Origin of the sequence: Bradyrhizobium oropedii (assembly GCF_020889685.1) — a bacterium.
In the GTDB taxonomy this organism is placed as follows: Bacteria; Pseudomonadota; Alphaproteobacteria; order Rhizobiales; family Xanthobacteraceae; genus Bradyrhizobium; species Bradyrhizobium oropedii.
In genome coordinates this window covers 1-17,217 of the sequence record NZ_JACMYO010000068.1, presented here as the reverse complement: position 1 = coordinate 17,217, position 17,217 = coordinate 1, and the positions used below count along the sequence as shown (strand labels likewise).

The window sequence follows — 17,217 nt, the reverse complement described above, 5'->3', positions numbered from 1 at the left end:
AATTTGCCCATTTTCCGATTGACGGCGTTTCACGGCGCTGATTTGGTGCCCCGGCTTTCACGCTAGCCAGGCCGGACAGGCCGCTGCCCCCGTCGGTGACCGCCGACGATCCGGCAGCCAAGAGCAGCCACCAACGGCGGAAGCGCATTTCGGGGGAGGACGAACGTTTGCAACTGCTCCTGAAAGTGAGCCGTGGCTCCGTGCGCCTGTGCGCGGCGGCCAGATGATGCTTGAAATATTCGGCGCGCAGCTGGCGCAGCCGCGGAGATCGTGATGCGCCCATTGTTGGCACTGAGTCAGGCCATCGACCGACTCAACGAGAAGATCGGCACCGTCTGCAATCTGCTCGTACTGATCGCCTGCCTGGTCAGCGCCGGCAATGCCATGATCCGCTACGCGTTCAGCTACTCCTCGAACGGCTGGCTCGAGGCGCAGTGGTACATGTTCGCGATCCTGGTGATGTTCGGCGCCTCCTATACCTTCAAGCGCAACGAGCATGTCCGCGTCGAGATCCTCTATCTGATGCTGTCCGAACGCGGCCAGCTCTGGCTCGACATGATCGGCACATTGTTCTTCCTGATCCCGGCCTGCCTGCTGCTCGCCTATCTGTCCTGGCCGTTCTTCCACCAGGCCTATGCGGTCGGCGAGATGAGCGGCAATGCCGGCGGCCTGCTGCGCTGGCCGATCAAGTTCGTTATCCCGTCCGGCTTCGTGATGCTTGCGTTGCAAGGCGTCTCAGAGGTGATCAAGCGGATCGCCGCGCTGCAGGGCTATGTGACCATCGACGCGAAGTATGAGAGGCCGACGCAATGATCACGCTGGAGATGATGCCGCCACTGATGTTCGGCGGCCTGATCATTGCGATGCTGATCGGCTACCCGGTGGCGTTCACGCTCGCCGCGGTCGGCCTGTCGTTCGGATTCCTCTCGATCTCGCTCGGCTTCTTCGACCTCAACTTCCTGCAGGCGATCCCGGGCCGCATCTTCGGCAGCGTGCTGTCCAACGAGCTGCTGCTCGCGATCCCGTTCTTCACCTTCATGGGCGCCATATTGGAGAGGTGCGGGCTCGCCGAGGACATGCTGGATTCGATGGGCCAGCTGTTCGGCCCGATCCGCGGCGGCCTCGGCTATTCCGTGATCATCGTCGGCTTCATCCTCGGCGCCATCACCGGCACGGTGGCGGCGCAGGTGATCGCGATGGCGCTGATCTCGATGCCGGTGATGATCCGCTACGGCTACAACATCCGCTACATCACGGGCGTGCTCGCCGCCTCCGGCACCATCACGCAACTTGTCCCTCCCTCTCTCGTCCTGATCGTGCTCGCCGACCAGCTCGGCAAGTCGGTCGGCGACATGTATCTCGGCGCCTGGGGCCCGTCGGTGTTCCAGATCATGCTGTTCGCCGGCTACACCTTCCTGCTCGGCATCTTCAAGCCGAGCCATGTGCCGGCGGTGCCGATCGAAGCGCGCACGCTGACCGGCTGGGCGCTGTGGAAGAAGTGCCTGCTCGGCATCATACCCTCCGCCGTGCTGATCTTCGTCGTGCTCGGCACCATGATGATGGGCCTTGCGACCCCAACCGAGGCCGGCGCCATGGGCGCGGTCGGCGCCATCGTGCTCGCTGCGATCCACCACAAGGATTTCAGCGCGACCGGCCGCAAGGTGCTGATCGCGGGCATCATCGCCGGCGGCATCGGCACCATCATCGCAATGCTCTTCAGCGAGAACCTGATCTTCAAGCTCGCCTTCGCGATCACCTATGCCGCGGTGGTCTGGATCTGCCTCGAGGCCGTCAAGATCCCGGACCTGCGTGACCTGATCAAGCAGGGCTACGAAACCACCATGCGCATCACCTGCATGGTTACCTTCATCCTGATCGGCTCGACCTGCTTCTCGGTGGTGTTCCTCGGTGTGTCCGGCGGGGTGTGGCTGGAGCATATGCTGACCTCGCTGCCCGGCGGCGTCTGGGGCTTCCTGATCTTCATTAACCTCTTCATCTTCTTCCTGGCGTTCTTCCTCGACTTCTTCGAGATCGCCTTCATCATCCTGCCGATGATCGCGCCGATCGCGCAGAAGGTGCTGGCGCCAGTGGTCGGCCCCGACGCCGCGCTGATCTGGTTCGGCGTGATGCTCTGCGTCAACATGCAGACCTCGTTCCTGCATCCGCCGTTCGGCTTCGCGCTGTTCTATCTGCGCGGCGTGGCGCCGAAGGAAGTGAAGAGCTCCGACATCTATTGGGGCGCCATGCCCTGGATCGGGCTGCAGGCGATCATGGTGGCGCTGGTGATTGCGTTCCCGGTCGTCGTCACCGGCCTGCTCGACAAGCCGCTCGATGTCGACCTCAACAAGGTCAAGATCGAGGTGCCGCAGATCGAGCTGCCGCCGCTCGATTTCGGGCAACCGAAGCAGTAGCCCGCGCCAACCCGTTCGGCGTGTCCCGCGAAAGCGAGGCACGCCGCGTTAGTTGACGGCGGCGGCGAGGCCTGTGAAGACGGGGATACGGACCGTCCTCGAACTCAGAGATCGCCGCCAATGCCCCAAGCACGTCCCGCCCGCTCGCTCGTTCGCCCGCTCGTCGCATCCCTCAGCCTCGCATTTGCCGCTGCCGTGGCGCATGCGGCGCCGGCGGCCGACATTCGCGCGCTGGCGCAACAGGAGCAGCAGCCGCTGCTCGACACCCTGCGCGACCTCGTGCAGATCGAATCCGGCAGCAAGGACATCGAGGGCCTGAACCAGCTCGCCGCGCGCATCGCCGGCCAGCTCAAGCAGCTCGGCGGCGCGGTGGACATCCTGCAAACCACCGATATCTACCGGCTGGACGATACGCCCGAGAAGATCGGCCCGGCCGTGCAGGCCGTCTTCAAGGGCACCGGCAGCGCGAAGATCATGCTGATCGCGCACATGGACACGGTGTATCTCAAGGGCATGCTGAAGGACCAACCCTTCCGCATCGACGGCGACAAGGCCTATGGGCTCGGCATTGCCGACGACAAGCAGGGCGTCGCCACCATCCTCCACACCGTGGCGCTGCTGCAGAAGCTGAACTTCAAGGATTACGGCGCGCTCACCGTGCTGATCAACGGCGACGAGGAGATCTCTTCGCCCGGCTGGCGCTCAACCATCACGCGCCTCGCCGCGGAGCAGGATGCCGTGTTCTCGTTTGAAGGCAGCGATGCCAGCGGCACGCTCCGCCTCGCCACCAGCGGCATCGGCTCGGCCTACCTCACGGTGCACGGCAAGTCGTCGCATGCGGGTGCAAGGCCGGAAGGTGGCGTGAATGCGCTCTATGAGCTGTCGCACCAGGTGCTGCAAATGAAGGACCTGTCGAAGCCCGAGCAGGGCCTGAAGCTGAACTGGACGGTCTCCAAATCCGGCACCAACCGCAACGTGATCCCCGCCGAGGCCACGGCCCAGGCCGATGCGCGTGCGCTCAAAGTGTCCGACTTCGACGAGCTCGAGACGGCCCTGCAGGACAAGATCAAGAACCGCCTGCTGCCCGACTCCAAGGTGGACGTGAAATTCGAGGTACGCCGGCCGCCGCTCGAAGCCACCGACGCCTCGCGCCGCGTGGCCGGCCACGGCAAGACGATCTATCAGGAATTGGACATGCCGCTGAACGTGGCCGAAAGGGCCACAGGCGGCGGCACCGACGCTGCGTTTGCCGCCCTCAAGACCAAGGGAGCCGTGGTCGAGGGCATGGGCCTCTCCGGCTTCGGCGCGCACTCCAACGATGCCGAATACGTGCAAATCAACAGCATCGTGCCGCGGCTGTACCTGACCACGCGGATGATCATGGATCTGTCCGACGGCAAGGTGAAATAAGCCGCCCGGCCCGTTGCCCAGGTTCGCAAGCCTCTCAGGACGTCGCCGGCGCTGCCTTGGCCAGGCGGAAGCTCAGCGTGAACTGGGCACCGCCTGACGCCAGGTTCTCCACCCTGACCGTCGCGTCGTGATCGTCGACGACGCCGCGCACGATCGAGAGCCCGAGCCCCGCACCATCGGTGCGGTGGCGCTGACGATCGCCGCGCCAGAAGCGCTGGAAGATCAGGCCCTGCTCGGCCGGCGCAATCCCCGGCCCGCAGTCGCGCACCTGCACCGAACCGTCCTCGTGCACCTCGACATCGACCGAGGTCTCATCGGCGGTGTACTTGATCGCGTTCTCCGCCAGATTGAAGATCGCGCGTTGCAGCATCTCGGCATTGCCCCTGACCTGCACAGGGCTGTCGGCGCCGCGCAGCGCGATGTCCTTCTTCTGCGCCAGCGCATAAGGTGCGATCGAGCCGACCACCTCGGCGCAGACCGCACGCAGGTCCGCGGTCTCGCCGGGATCCAGCACCAGCGTATCGAGCTCGGCGATCTCCAATAGCTGGCCGACGATACGGCTCATGCTTTCGATGTCGGCATGCAGCTCCTTGGTCCCCTTGGCCGCATCCAGCGTCTCGATCCGGGTCCTCAGGATCGCGAGCGGAGTGCGAAGCTGATGGGCGGCATCGGCCGTGAACTGGCGCTGCACGTGAAAGCCGTCCTCCAGACGATCGAAGGCCTGGTTGACGGCGGTCACCAGCGGCAGGATCTCACTCGGAATCCCCTCCGTCGGCAGCCGGATATCGGTTCTGGCCGGGCCGATGCTCCTGGCTTCCTCCGAGGCCCGCAGCAGCGGAGTCACGGCGCGGCGGAAGATCAGGATATCGGTCGCAAGCAGGATCAGGAGGATCGGGATGGTGATCCAGCCGACCCGCCGGAAGAAGTTGGAGACGATGTCATCGATGATGACGTCGCGATGTGACAGGTCCTCGGCGACCAGGATGCGCAGCGTCTGGCCGCCGAGCAGCTTGGTGGCGCTGGCACCGGAAATCCGGTCAGCGGTGACCGGCAGCCGCGGCGCATCGCGATGCGACGAGAACAGCAAATGGTCATCCGCATCGTAGATGTCGTAGCGGTAGCGGCCATAGGCGTCGGAATAGAGCCCCCTCAGGCTGTCCGGCAGGCTGAGCTGCACCTTGCCGTCGGAATCGACCGTGAGGTTCTGGCCGAGATCGGCGGCCTGATCGCGCATCGCTTCGCGATGCAGCTGGTTGATCTCCGAATTCAGCAACCACAGCAGCAGCAGAGGCAGGAAGATCGCGGCGACCGCGACCGCCACGATGTGCAGGAACACGATCCGCGAGGTCAGCGACGTGAAGCGGAACACCGCTACTTCTCCTCGGCCATCAGATAGCCGACGCCACGAATGGTATGGATGATGATCCTGGCGTGGTGCTCGGTGAGCAGCTTGCGCAGCCGCGACACGTAAACCTCGACCGCATTCGAGGCGACCTCGCCCGACAGACCGAAGATGTGGTCCTCGACGTTCTTCTTCGGCACCACCCGCCCCTGCCGCCGCAGCAGGATCTCCAGCACCGAGGTCTCGCGCGCCGAGAAAACGTGCGGCGAACCGTCGACGAACACCTGCTTGCTCTCAGTGTCGTAGACGAGATTGGCGAGCTTCAGCGAGGAGCCGAGCAGCTGGCCGGGCCGGCGCAGGATGGCCTCGAGCCGCGCCACCAGCTCTTCCAGCGCAAATGGTTTCGCGAGATAGTCGTCCGCGCCGCTGCGCAGGCCGTTGACCCGATCCTGCAGCCCGTTGCGCGCAGTCAGCACCAGCACCGGCAGCGGGTCGTTCTTGCGGCGAAGCTCCGACAGCACCGACAGGCCGTCGCCGTCGGGCAGGCCGAGATCGAGGATCATGGCAGCATAGCTGACGCTACGCAGCGCATCGCGCGCTTCGGCAACGCTGTTAACGATGTCGGACTCATATCCCGCCGCCATCAGCCCGCTGGCGAGCAGCCTCGAGAGCTCGACGTTGTCCTCGACGATCAGAAGGCGCATTGCAGCAGTCCTGTCTTCATTCGGTCGGTCGCCTGTTTGCACACCTTGTTGCGCTGCGCCAGCCACGCGATAAACTCTGCAGCAGGTCGCGCGTTGGGCAATCCCGATGTGCAGACGACATGAATATGAGCATACCGCCTGGATCGAGCGACAGGCGCTATATTTTGGCTATGCGGCGCCGCTCGTTTTCCCACGCAAAATAGATAAACCGCCCCTCTCCGCAATCAAAATCCGGGGCCGGACGGCCGGCTGAAAAGGGCAAATGTAAGGCTGGCGTCAGCTAGCCCTGATAACAGTTTTTCCGTTCTCACCGAGAGATCGACGATTGCCCACCATGCGGCAAGACCCCGGCTCTCGCGCGAGGCTTTCAATCAATACTGGCCAGGCGGGCGATGTCGTTTCGAATGAAATATACGGGTTTTGCGGCAGTGCCGGTGCTGGCGCTCCTGGCCGGCGCGTGGCTCATGACGCGCGCCGACGGCGTCGTGAGCGCCAAGGCCGCGCAAGAAACCGCGCCGCAGGATGTCAATGTCGAGCAGCAATACGTCGCGTTGAGCGACAAGCAGGCCGCCTCCCTGAAGGTCATGGCCGCGGAGCAGCGTTCGTTCCGGACACTGAAGAACGCGGTCGGCTCGATCGACTTCAACCAGAACATGCTCGTGCAGGCCTTCACGCCGAATCCCGGCAGGATCGTCGATACGCCTCTCAACGTCGGTGACGAGGTCGCGAAGGGCGCGACACTGTTCACGATCGACAGCCCCGATCTGCTGCAGGCCGAATCGTCGCTGCTTGCTTCTTCCGGCGTGCTCGAACTGCAGACCAGAACGTTGGCGCGGGTCAGGCAGCTGCTGAAGACCGGCGGCGGCGCGCAGAAGGACGTCGACCAGGCGACATCGGACCAGCAGACCGCCGAGGGCAGCTACAAGGCTGCGCGCGACGCGGTGCGCATCTTCGGCAAGACCGACGCCGAGATCGACCGCATCGTAGCCGACCGCAAGGTCGATTCCATCCTGGTGGTCCCAAGCCCGATCTCCGGCCGGATCATCGCACGCAATGCCGCGCCGGGTCTCTTTGTGCAGCCCGGCAACGCACCGGCGCCGTACTCACTGGCCGATATCTCGACGATGTGGATGGTCGCCAATGTGATCGAGACCGATGCCCCCTCCTACCGGATCGGCCAACCGGTCGAGGTGCGGGTACCCGCCTACCTGAACGAGGTGTTTCGCGGCCGCGTGACGACGCTCGGCCTCAACATCGATCCCAACTCGCACCGCCAGTTGGTGCGCTCGGTGATCGACGACCCCCAGCACAAGCTGCGCGCCGGCATGCTGGCGAGCTTCACCATCGAAACCGAGCCGCCAAAACTGTCGGTCAGCGTTCCCCTGGACGCCATTGTGCGCGAGGGTGACGGAACGATGACGGTGTGGGTCACGATCGACGGCCGCAAGTTCGACCGCCGCACGGTGACGATCGGCATGGAGCAGGACGGCTGGCGGCAGATCCTCAGCGGCCTCGGACCGGACGAGAAGGTCGCCTCCACCGGCGCGATCTTCCTCAGCAACAAGTTCGCCAACGCGGCCACCGGCTAGCCCGTGCTAACCGCATCCCCGTCCGCTCCAGAGTAAGTGCAGTACCTTGATCAAAAGCCTCCTCCAATTCGGTCTGACCCGAAGCGCCGTCATCGTGCTCGGCCTCGCCGTGTTCTGCGCCGCCGGGTTCGCCGCGTTCACCAAGCTGAACATTGAGGCCTATCCGAACCCGGCGCCCGTCATTCTCGAGATCACCGCCCAGGCCGCCGGCCTCTCCGCCGAGGAAATGGAGAAGTACTACACGATCCCGATGGAGGTCGGGCTGTACTCGACGCCGGGCGTGGTCAACATCCGCTCGACCTCATTCTACGGCCTGTCGTTCGTGCGGGTCACCTTCAAATACGGCGTCGATTATTATTTCGCGCTCTCGCAGGCCACCAACAATCTCACGCAGAACGTCCAGCTTCCCGGCAACCAGATCCCGCAGATCCAGCAATCGAGCCTGGTCGGCGAGATCTTCCGCTACCGGCTGGTCGGACCGCCGAATTTCGGCCTGACCAATCTCAGGACCTTGCAGGACTACGTCGTCGCCCGCCGGCTGATGACCATACCGGGCGTCGTGCAGATCAACTCCTGGGGCGGTACCACCAAGCAGTTCAATGTCGACGCCGATCTCGCAAAGCTCGAATCCTATAACATCACCGTGCCGCAGCTGATCAGCGCGCTCGGCAACGCCAACATCAATGTCGGCGGCCGCGAAATCGCGATCGGCCAGCAATCCGTCAACATCCGCGGCATCGGCCTGATCAACTCCGGCGGCGACGACGATATCACCAAGGGCTACCGGGTCCGGGACATCGAGAACGTCGTCCTGACGCAATCCAACGGACTGCCGATCCAGATCAAGGACGTCGCCAAGGTTTCGGTCGGCTATGTGCCGCGGCTCGGCATCGCAGGAAAGGACAAGGACGACGACGTCGCCGCGGCGATCGTCGTGATGGGACGCACACAGCATACCAACGACATCGTGCCGAAGGTCGAGGAGGAAGTCGCCAAGATCAACAGCGACGGCACCCTGCCTGCCGGCGTCAAGGTGGTCCCCTATTACGACCGCACCTCGCTGGTCAACGTCACGACCCATACCGTGCTGCATAACCTGATGTTCGGCTGCCTGCTGGTGTTCGTGATCCAGTGGGTCTTCCTCGGCGACCTCAGGAGCGCGTTGATCGTCAGCGCCAACATCCCGTTCGCGCTGTTCTTCGCCATCATCATCCTGGTGCTACAGGGCGAGGACGCCAATTTGCTGTCGCTCGGCGCCGTCGACTTCGGAATCATCGTCGATTCCGCCGTCATCATGATGGAGAACATCTTCCGCAACTTCCAGTCCAGTCCGGAGAACCGGCTGCGCGTGCTGCAGCACCTCGCCGAGGGTTACTGGGGAGACGATCCGACGGCGCGAAACGGCCAGCCCGCGCCGGGCTGGACCGAGCGGCTGCGCATGATCTTCGTCAGCGCATTGCAGGTCGACAAGGCGGTGTTCTTCACCGCGGCCATCACGGTCACCGCGTTCGTGCCGCTGTTCACCATGCAGGGCGTCGAAGGCCAGATCTTCGGACCGATGGCGCGAACCTACGGCTACGCGCTCGCAGGCGCGCTGCTGGCGACATTCACGGTGACGCCGGTGCTGGCCTCGCTTCTGCTGCCGAAGCACATCGAGGAGACCGAGACCATCATCGTGCGCTCGCTGCGCAAAGCCTACACGCCCGTGCTGCGCTGGTCGCTGACGCATCTGCGGGTCGCGGTCGCAGCCGGCATCATTTTTCTCGGGATCAGCGGTCTTGCTGCGAGCCGGCTCGGCAGCGAATTCCTGCCCGCGCTTGAGGAAGGCAATTTCTGGATCCGCGCGTCGATGCCGCCGACCATGTCGCTCGATGCAGGCACCGAACCGACCCGAAAGATGCGCGAGATCCTGTTGCGTCACCCTGAAATCATCACCGTGGTGTCGCAGCACGGCCGTCCCGACAATGGCAGCGACGCCTCGGCCTTCTCCAACGTTGAGCTGTTCGCGCCGATCAAGCCGTTCGACCAATGGCCGGCCGGACTAACAAAGGAGAAGCTCACCGAGGAGCTGCAGAAGGAATTCGACGAGGAACTGCCCGGCGTCACCTTCAACTTCTCGCAATACATCCAGGACAACGTCGAGGAGGCGCTGTCGGGCGTCAAGGGCGCGAACTCGGTCAAGATCATCGGCCCGAACCTCGCGGTGCTCGAACAGCTCGCGGCGAAGGTCGCGCAGGAGATGGCCAAGATCCGCGGTGTCGCCGATCTCGGCATCTTCCATCTGGTCGGACAACCCAACCTCAATATCAAGGTGAACCGCGAGAAGGCCGCGCGGTACGGCCTCAACTCCGGCGACGTGACGACCGTGGTGCAGGCCGCGCTCGGCGGCACCAGCGCGACGACCGTGCTCGAGGGTGACAGGCAGTTCGGCGTGGTGGTGCGGCTCGATCCGAAGTTCCGCGAGAGCATCGACAGGGTGCGCGAGATCAAGGTGGCCTACCAGACGCCGTCCGGCACCAATGCCTATATCCCGTTGAGCGAGCTCGCTGACATCTCGCTCGATACCGGTGCGTCGTTCATCTATCGCGAGCGCAGCCAGCGCTATATTCCGATCAAGTTCAGCGTGCGCGGCCGCGATCTCGGCAGCACGGTGGCGGAGGCGCAGCGACGCGTCGCCGATGCCGTGCAGCTTCCGACCGGTTACCGGATGATCTGGTCCGGCGAGTTCGACAATCTCGAAGCCGCCAAGGCGCGCCTGATGATCGTGGTGCCGGTGACGCTGCTCTTGATCTTCGTGCTGCTCTACAGCCTGTTCAACTCGCTGCGCGACAGCCTGCTTGCGCTCGCCGGCATTCCGTTCGCGATCGGCGGCGGGTTGATCGCGCTCTACCTCTCCGCGCTCGACTTCAGCATCTCGGCGGCGATCGGCTTCATTTCGCTGTTCGGCGTCGCCGTGATGGACGGCATTCTCAACATCACCTATTTCCGCGAGCTGCGGGCCGCGGGAATGAGCGTCAGCGAGGCGGTGTTCCACGGGTCGGAGCAGCGCATGCGTCCGATGTTGATGACGGCCCTCTCCGCCGGTGTGGGCCTGTTCCCGGCGGCGCTCTCGCATGGTATCGGTAGCCAGGTGCAGCGTCCGCTTGCCACCGTCGTCGTCGGCGGCATGTTCATCGGGCCGTTGCTGCTGCTCGTGGTGGCGCCCGCCTTGCGCAAGATATTCCTGTCGCGGGCAAGCGAAGCGCCGAGCCAAGACGGCGCGGCCGAAGTACCGCCCGAACCGGCGCATTAGGGGTGCGGCTGATGTCCGAGACCGTCACAAGGATTGTTGCCGCACTCGCGCTGTGCAGAAGGAACGCCCTGCGTCCGGCGCTCGGTGCGGGCGCCGCCGGGCTGCTGCTGGCAAGCTGCGCCGTCGGCCCGAATTTCGCGCCGCCGGCCGCACCGGACGTCGATCGCTACACGCCGGAGAAGCTCGCCTCCCCCAGCTCGAATGCCGGCCGCCCCAGCGTGCCGAAGCAGCACTTCGTCAACGGAGAGGACGTGTCGCTGCGGTGGTGGACGGCATTCCGGTCGAAGCCGCTCGACGAGTTGATCAAGATGTCGGTCGAGCACAACCCGTCGCTGCAGTCGGCCGAAGCGGCGATCAGGGTAGCGCAATACAACGCGCTGGCGCAGCGCGGGCTTTTCTTCCCGCAGATCGGCGCAAACTACACGCCGTCCCAGCAGCAAATTTCCGGCGCGTCGAGTTCGGGCCCGGGCGGCCAGTCTCCTTCGGTATTTTCGCTTCATACCGCGCAGCTGAACGTCAATTTCGTGCCGGACATTTGGGGCCAGAATATTCGTCAGGTCGAAAGTCTTGACGCAATCTCTGAGCAGCAACTGTTCCAACTCGAAGCAGCCTACCTCACGCTCACCGCCAACGTGGTCACCGCGGCGATCCAGGAAGCATCGCTGCGCGGCCAGATTGGCGCGATCCAGCGCGTCGTGAAGATTGAACGCGGCATTCTGGAGATCGTGAAGAACCAGTTCAACGCGGGCAGCGCTGCCCAGGTCGACGTGCTGGCGCAGGAAGCGGCGCTGGCCCAGTCCGAGCAACTCCTGCCGCCGCTCGAAAAGCAGCTTGCCGTGCAGCGCGATCTCCTGACCTCGCTGGCCGGGCAATTCTCTGCGGACGAAATCCTGCAGAAGTTTACGCTCGACCGCCTCGCACTCCCTGCAAACCTGCCGGTGAGCCTGCCGAGCAAGATGATCCGCCAGCGTCCGGACGTCAGGGCCGCGGAGGCGCTGCTGCATTCGGCGAACGCCCTCATCGGCGTGTCGATCGCAGCCCGCCTGCCCAACCTTACGATCACCGGAAATGCCGGAGCCGCGGGCTTCAGCCTGGCCGAGTTGTTCACGCCGGGGACCAGCTTCTACGTCATCGCGGCGAGCGCGACCCAGCCGCTGTTCGATGGCCTGACGCTCTACCACAAGCAGAAGGCCGCGGAGGCCGCGGTGGACCAGGCCGATGCGCTCTATCGTCAGGCCGTCGTCACGGCGATGCAGAACGTCGCCGACGCCTTGCGAAGTCTGCAAGCCGACGCCCGCGCCTTGCAGGCCGCGGTCAAGGCCGAACTCGCCGCAAAGGCCAGCCTCGACATCATTCAGAAGCAGCTTGCTCTCGGGCAGGTCAATCAGGTGGTCGTGCTCAATGCCCAGCAAGTGTATCTGACGGCCGCAGTCGTCCGCGTTCAGGCCCAGGCGACGCGGCTCTCCGACAGCGCCGCCCTTTTCATGGCGCTTGGAGGCGGCTGGCCAACAAACTGCACATCCAACGACTGGCGCAAATGCGCCCTGGAGGACCCGCCCGCTGCCACCCCGCAACAGGTCAGCGAAAACGGTCCCCCTGCCCGCTAACAGGCGCCGGACAAGATTACGGATTGAAGGAGCCGACGAATGAAGAACATGCTCACCTTGACAGCCATTCTCGTTGCGATCTGGGCGGGACCCGCTGCCGCACAAAGCGCGATCGGCGGTCCGAAGAAGCAAAGCAATGTCGGCGGGCCCACTGTCCAGAGCAACCCGGTGGTTCGCACGACGCCGGGTGGCGGATCGACGCCCCCATCATTGCCGCCCAAGCCCTCGCCGAAGAAATAGGGACGCTCTCGCATTTGAATTGGCTTCCGGGGTTTACCCTGATCAGCGCGAAGGACCAACAGCTTCGCAAGCGTCACGATGAGACAAATATGAAACGCACAATGCTCCTGTTTCTCATCGCTGCGGCTGCAGTCATGACGGCGCCGGACGTCCGCGCGACGCCTGCTTACGTTACGAGGCTTTCGTCGTCGCATCCAGCACGCGTCGATCGGGTTCGCCTCGCGTGCGACCAGGACTGCAATTGCTGGCCAACGCGCTATCAGCAACGAATTTTTCGTCGGAAGATCGACGAGCTAGAACGTCTGGATCCGAATTACTGCCCAGGTGGCGGGCACTATAACGGCCATTACCGCACCGGACCGGCCACCGGATTGAGCTTCGAAAGCCGCCTTCCGGTGCGCTCGCACCCGTTTCCATTTTGACCGACCTGGTCGTGCCGGGCAGGCCTGACACGGTGTGATCATTTGCCTGGCCCGCGCCAGGCCCAAACAAGAAACCCCGGAGCTTGCTCCGGGGATTTTGCTTGCGCTGAAGATGAGTGATGTCGCGCTTGCGGATGTCACGCTTGCGAGTGACGCGCCATGAAATTGTCGTAGCCGACCTCGGCGACCTGGAACCATTGATAGCCGTTGTTGGAGAACGACGTCAGCGATTCATAGATCTTCTTGAAGTTGGCATTGGTTGCCGAGACTTCGCTGTGCAGTTCCTTGGCGGCCTTGAAGGAGGCTTCCATCACCGGTGCGGGGAACGGATGCAGCTTGGTGCCGGCGGCAAGCAGCTTCTTCAGCGCGATCGGGTTGGCCTGATCGTAGCGCGCCATCATCCAGTTGTTGGCGAGGTGGCCGGCCTGCTCCAGCACGTTCTGATAGTATTTCGGCAATGCGTTCCACTTGTCGAGATTGACGATCGCGAGCAGCATCGGGCCGCCTTCCCACCAGCCCGGGAAGTAATAGTGCGGCGCGACCTTCTGGAAGCCGAGCTTCTCGTCGTCATAGGGACCAACCCACTCCGCACCATCGATCGTGCCCTTCTCCAGCGCGGGATAGATGTCGCCGCCCGCGAGCTGCTGCGGGACGCAACCGAGCTTCTGCATCACGCGCCCGGCGAAGCCGCCGATGCGGAATTTCAGGCCCTTGAGATCGTCGACGCTGTTGATCTCCTTGCGGAACCAGCCGCCCATCTGGCAGCCGGTATTGCCGGCAAGCAGCGAGGTGACGTTGTAGCTCTTGTAGAACTCGTTGAGCAGCTCCTTGCCGCCGCCCAGCATGTACCACGCCTGATTGAGCCGCGAGTTGGGGCCGAACGGCACCGACGAACCGAAGGTGAAGGTCGGGTCCTTGCCGAAATAGTAATAGGAAGCGGTGTGGCCCATCTCGACGGTTGCGCTTTGCACGGCGTCGAGCACCTGCAGGCCCGGCACGATCTCGCCGGCGGCAAAGGTCTGGATCTGGAATTTGTTGTCGGTGGCTTCACCCACCGCCTTGGCCAACAGTTCGGCACCGCCATGCAGCGTGTCGAGCGACTTCGGCCAGCTTGTCGTCATGCGCCATTTGAGCTCGGGCATCGATTGCGCGATCGCGGGCGCCCCAATCGTGGCCGCTCCCGCAACACCCAGGCCCGTGACCTTGATGAAATCTCTTCGCTTCATTGTTGAATCCTACCCTTGTCTGGTTGTGTCGCCGAAGCGTCGACCGGCTTTCGCGGTGTCGCGCTCGCTCTTCTTTGCCGTCACGATCGAATTCCGATCGCGGGCTGCCTTCATGCCGAGGCTTGGGCGCAAGCATGGAACATCCCCTCCCCGAACGCCAGACGCAAAAAGCCCGGCCTCCTTGCGAAGGCCGGGCTACTTAAGTCGAAGCTCTTGGGCCTCGATCCTTGGATCGAAGCTCGTGGTTCTTATCTGGATGCGTTCTCTTGACGCGAACGCAGGTCCGGTTCGATCAGCCGCGGGTGCGCGAGCGGATCATGAAGCTGTCGAAGGTGTATTCGGCGACCTGCCACCACAGATACTGGTCGGAGCGGTACGCCTGCATGGCTTCGATCGACTTCTTGAAGTCGGCATTCTTGGCCGAGATTTCACCCCACAGTTCGTTGGTCGCCTTGAGGCAGGCCTCGAGCACCTCGTTGGTGAACGGACGCAGCTGCGTGCCGCCGGCAACCAGCCGCTTCAGCGCCGACGGGTTCTGCATGTCGTAGCGTGCAGCCATCCAGCTGTTGGCGTTGGCGGTCGCGTTGGTCAGGATCGCCTGGTAGTTCTTCGGCAGCGCGTTCCACTTCTCAAGGTTGATGAAGGAGTGCACGGTCGGACCGCCTTCCCAGAAGCCCGGGTAGTAGTAGTACTTGGCGACCTTCTGGAAGCCGAGCTTTTCGTCGTCATACGGACCGACCCACTCGGCGGCGTCGATGGTGCCCTTTTCGAGCGCCGGATAGATGTCGCCGCCGGCGAGCTGCTGCGGCACCACGCCGACCTTCTGCAGCACCTGGCCGGCAATGCCGCCGATGCGGAATTTGAGGCCGGAGAGATCGGCGACCGTCTTGATCTCCTTGCGGAACCAGCCGCCCATCTGCGTGCCGGTGTTGCCGGTCGGGAAACCGATCACGCCGAACTTCTTGAAGAACTCGTTGCCGAGCTCCTGGCCACCGCCCTGGTACCACCACGAATTCTGCATGCGGGCGTTGAGGCCGAACGGCACCGACGCGTAGATCGAGAAGGTCGGGTCCTTGCCGACATAGTAGTAGGACACGGTGTGGCACATCTCGACGGTGCCGTTGGATGTCGCGTCCAGCGCCTGCAGGCCGGGGACGATCTCGCCCGCCGCGAACACCTGGATCTGGAACTTGTTGTCAGTCATTTCGGCGACGTACTTCGCCACCTGGTCGGCGCCGCCATAGATGGTGTCCAGCGACTTCGGGAAGCTCGAGGTCAGGCGCCACTTGATTTCAGGCGAGGACTGCGCGATCGCCGGCGCGGCAACCGCCGTCGCGGCAGCACCGGCCGCAGAAACTTTCAAAAAATCACGACGCTTCATCGTAAGGCTTCTCCTTGAGGGGCGTTTCCCAGTGACCGCAAGCAGTTCTCCGGCATGACGCATTGAAGGCCTGCCGAGGCGCTCTGGTCGGCCCTTTAACACGGAAGGAGCCTTCACGGAAACGCGACAATGGCATGACCGCACCAATTAAACGAAAGTCTGATGACGCGGGAAATTGGCCGAAAAATAAGGGCTCAGGACACCTCGCGGCTGAGCACGATCCCTGCCGCGGATCGCGCGGTAAATCGCCGCGCGCGGGCCGTCCGCCTTGCCCACAACCACCGGGCTCCCGGGACAATCAGCGCCGTGTCGCCCCCCGCGATTTTTTGGCTTTATCGGCCAGATATCGCCCGCGCCGGATCCAGCTTTGTGCGGTCGTCTTGCTGACGCCATACGTCTTCGAGATAGCCTCCGCGGCCTCGCCGATCGAGTCGGATTTCTTGGCAACGTTGAACGCCGCCCGGGAGGCCTCTTCGCGCTTCTCCCGCGTCAGATGTTTGCGGCGTGTCTTGTTTGCTTCGCGTGATGCTGCCATGTCGATGGCCGCCCCACGGCCCCTGCGCAGTTTCGGCTTCAGCCGTGGCCGCCTTCGACTGGTGGAAGGATGGTACGATTCGGCCGGTGCCACACAAACATACAGGCCGGAACCAATTCAGCAATCGTCCAAAGGCGCCAAGGGCGACGGGCCTGTGAAGAAGGACCGCCGGGGATCCTGGCCCTTCATGACCTATCGGCCTGCCCGGACAACCGCGCAGGCTCAGGCCGCGGCGATGACGCCTTGCAGCTGCTCCCGGACCTTGCCGCCGATCGCGCGGTAAATCGCCGCGTGCGGGCCGTCCGGTTCGCTCTCGACCACCGGGTTGCCGGAATCGGAGGCGGTGCGGATGGCGATGTGCAGGGGGACTTCGCCGAGGAACGGCACCCCGAGCTTCTCGGCCTCGTGGCGGGCGCCGCCATGGCCAAAGATGTCCGAGCGGGTACCGCAATGCGGGCACTGGAAGTAGCTCATGTTCTCGACGATGCCGAGCACGGGCACGTTGACCTTCTTGAACATCGCCAGTCCCCGCCGCGCGTCGATCAGCGAGAGATCCTGCGGGGTCGAGACGATGACGGCCCCCTTGAGCGGGACATTTTGCGCCAGCGTGAGCTGGGCGTCGCCGGTGCCGGGCGGCATGTCGACGACGAGCACGTCGAGCGTGCCCCAGGCGACGTCGCGCAGCATCTGGGTGATCGCGGACATCACCATCGGCCCGCGCCAGATCATCGCGGTGTCCTCCTCGACCAGGAAGCCGATCGACATGATCGCCAGGCCGAAGCGCTGCAGCGGGATCATCTTCTTGTCGTCGTTGAGCTGCGGCTTCTCGCGGATGCCGGTCAGCCGCGGCACCGACGGGCCATAGATGTCGGCGTCGAGCAGCCCGACGCGCAGGCCGAGGTCGCGCAGGCCGAGCGCGAGGTTCAGCGCCGTGGTCGACTTGCCGACCCCGCCCTTGCCGGAGGCGACCGCGATGACGGCAGAGATGCCGGGGATCTCGGCCTGGCGGGCCATCGGCGATTGCGCACCGGGCGGGTGCGGGTGACGGTGTGCGGATG

Annotated in this window: 13 protein-coding genes; 7 read left to right on the top strand and 6 right to left on the bottom strand. The window is 64.0% G+C overall.

The features are described 5' to 3' along the window. Nucleotides 1-273 precede the first annotated feature (273 nt). From H8A95_RS20095 to H8A95_RS20085, 3 genes are all read left to right on the top strand, one after another. Entirely contained in the window at nucleotides 274-813 is a 540-nt protein-coding gene (locus tag H8A95_RS20095; RefSeq protein ID WP_229184659.1) for a TRAP transporter small permease subunit, read from the top strand. Beyond that, nucleotides 810-2,411: a TRAP transporter large permease gene (locus H8A95_RS20090; protein ID WP_229184658.1), complete on the top strand. Its 1,602-nt coding sequence runs from the start codon at nucleotides 810-812 to the stop codon at nucleotides 2,409-2,411. The genes H8A95_RS20095 and H8A95_RS20090 overlap by 4 nt, the downstream gene beginning before the upstream one ends. Before the next feature lie 120 nt (nucleotides 2,412-2,531). Then, on the top strand, nucleotides 2,532-3,821 hold the full coding sequence (locus H8A95_RS20085; RefSeq protein WP_229184657.1) for a M20/M25/M40 family metallo-hydrolase: 1,290 nt from the start codon (nucleotides 2,532-2,534) through the stop codon (nucleotides 3,819-3,821). A 34-nt stretch (nucleotides 3,822-3,855) separates the two neighbouring features. Here the strand turns inward: H8A95_RS20085 and H8A95_RS20080 are convergent, their stop codons facing one another. Together H8A95_RS20080 and H8A95_RS20075 are read right to left on the bottom strand one after the other, a co-directional pair. Further along, nucleotides 3,856-5,190, bottom strand: coding sequence for a sensor histidine kinase (locus H8A95_RS20080; protein WP_229184656.1), 1,335 nt, complete (start codon nucleotides 5,188-5,190; stop codon nucleotides 3,856-3,858). A gap of 2 nt (nucleotides 5,191-5,192) precedes the next feature. Then, a complete protein-coding gene (locus tag H8A95_RS20075; protein ID WP_229184655.1) occupies nucleotides 5,193-5,867 on the bottom strand; it encodes a response regulator transcription factor in 675 nt (224 codons plus the stop codon). Between the two features lie 404 nt (nucleotides 5,868-6,271). Here H8A95_RS20075 and H8A95_RS20070 point away from each other — a divergent pair, with 404 nt between their 5' ends. From H8A95_RS20070 to H8A95_RS20055, 4 genes are read left to right on the top strand one after another with little or no spacing between them, the layout of a single operon-like run. Next, the gene (locus H8A95_RS20070) at nucleotides 6,272-7,456 is read left to right on the top strand and encodes an efflux RND transporter periplasmic adaptor subunit (RefSeq protein WP_229184654.1); all 1,185 of its coding nucleotides are present in this window, start codon (nucleotides 6,272-6,274) and stop codon (nucleotides 7,454-7,456) included. A 46-nt stretch (nucleotides 7,457-7,502) separates the two neighbouring features. Beyond that, entirely contained in the window at nucleotides 7,503-10,748 is a 3,246-nt protein-coding gene (locus H8A95_RS20065; protein WP_229184653.1) for an efflux RND transporter permease subunit, read from the top strand. 11 nt (nucleotides 10,749-10,759) lie between these two features. Further along, nucleotides 10,760-12,355 (top strand): efflux transporter outer membrane subunit, encoded by a 1,596-nt coding sequence (locus H8A95_RS20060; protein ID WP_229184652.1) that lies wholly within the window; start codon nucleotides 10,760-10,762, stop codon nucleotides 12,353-12,355. Nucleotides 12,356-12,378: 23 nt separating this feature from the next. Then, complete coding sequence (locus H8A95_RS20055; protein WP_229184651.1) at nucleotides 12,379-13,017, top strand: hypothetical protein; 639 nt, start codon at nucleotides 12,379-12,381, stop codon at nucleotides 13,015-13,017. A 137-nt stretch (nucleotides 13,018-13,154) separates the two neighbouring features. On the opposite strand, the gene H8A95_RS20050 is transcribed toward H8A95_RS20055, so the two are convergent. The 4 genes from H8A95_RS20050 to H8A95_RS20035 all read right to left on the bottom strand — a co-directional run. After that, nucleotides 13,155-14,243 (bottom strand): TRAP transporter substrate-binding protein, encoded by a 1,089-nt coding sequence (locus H8A95_RS20050; protein WP_229184650.1) that lies wholly within the window; start codon nucleotides 14,241-14,243, stop codon nucleotides 13,155-13,157. A gap of 292 nt (nucleotides 14,244-14,535) precedes the next feature. Beyond that, nucleotides 14,536-15,624 (bottom strand): TRAP transporter substrate-binding protein, encoded by a 1,089-nt coding sequence (locus H8A95_RS20045; protein ID WP_163151392.1) that lies wholly within the window; start codon nucleotides 15,622-15,624, stop codon nucleotides 14,536-14,538. A 298-nt stretch (nucleotides 15,625-15,922) separates the two neighbouring features. Next, entirely contained in the window at nucleotides 15,923-16,159 is a 237-nt protein-coding gene (locus H8A95_RS20040; RefSeq protein ID WP_229184649.1) for a hypothetical protein, read from the bottom strand. A gap of 222 nt (nucleotides 16,160-16,381) precedes the next feature. Continuing rightward, the coding region (locus H8A95_RS20035) for an Mrp/NBP35 family ATP-binding protein (protein WP_274617437.1) at nucleotides 16,382-17,217 on the bottom strand (836 nt) is incomplete at its 5' end.

Coding starts and splice junctions, on each gene's coding strand:
- H8A95_RS20095 (WP_229184659.1), top strand. CDS start 274: ATGCGCCCATTGTTGGCACTGAGTCAGGCCATCGACCGACTCAACGAG.
- H8A95_RS20090 (WP_229184658.1), top strand. CDS start 810: ATGATCACGCTGGAGATGATGCCGCCACTGATGTTCGGCGGCCTGATC.
- H8A95_RS20085 (WP_229184657.1), top strand. CDS start 2,532: ATGCCCCAAGCACGTCCCGCCCGCTCGCTCGTTCGCCCGCTCGTCGCA.
- H8A95_RS20075 (WP_229184655.1), bottom strand. CDS start 5,867: ATGCGCCTTCTGATCGTCGAGGACAACGTCGAGCTCTCGAGGCTGCTC.
- H8A95_RS20070 (WP_229184654.1), top strand. CDS start 6,272: ATGAAATATACGGGTTTTGCGGCAGTGCCGGTGCTGGCGCTCCTGGCC.
- H8A95_RS20060 (WP_229184652.1), top strand. CDS start 10,760: ATGTCCGAGACCGTCACAAGGATTGTTGCCGCACTCGCGCTGTGCAGA.
- H8A95_RS20050 (WP_229184650.1), bottom strand. CDS start 14,243: ATGAAGCGAAGAGATTTCATCAAGGTCACGGGCCTGGGTGTTGCGGGA.
- H8A95_RS20045 (WP_163151392.1), bottom strand. CDS start 15,624: ATGAAGCGTCGTGATTTTTTGAAAGTTTCTGCGGCCGGTGCTGCCGCG.
- H8A95_RS20040 (WP_229184649.1), bottom strand. CDS start 16,159: ATGGCAGCATCACGCGAAGCAAACAAGACACGCCGCAAACATCTGACG.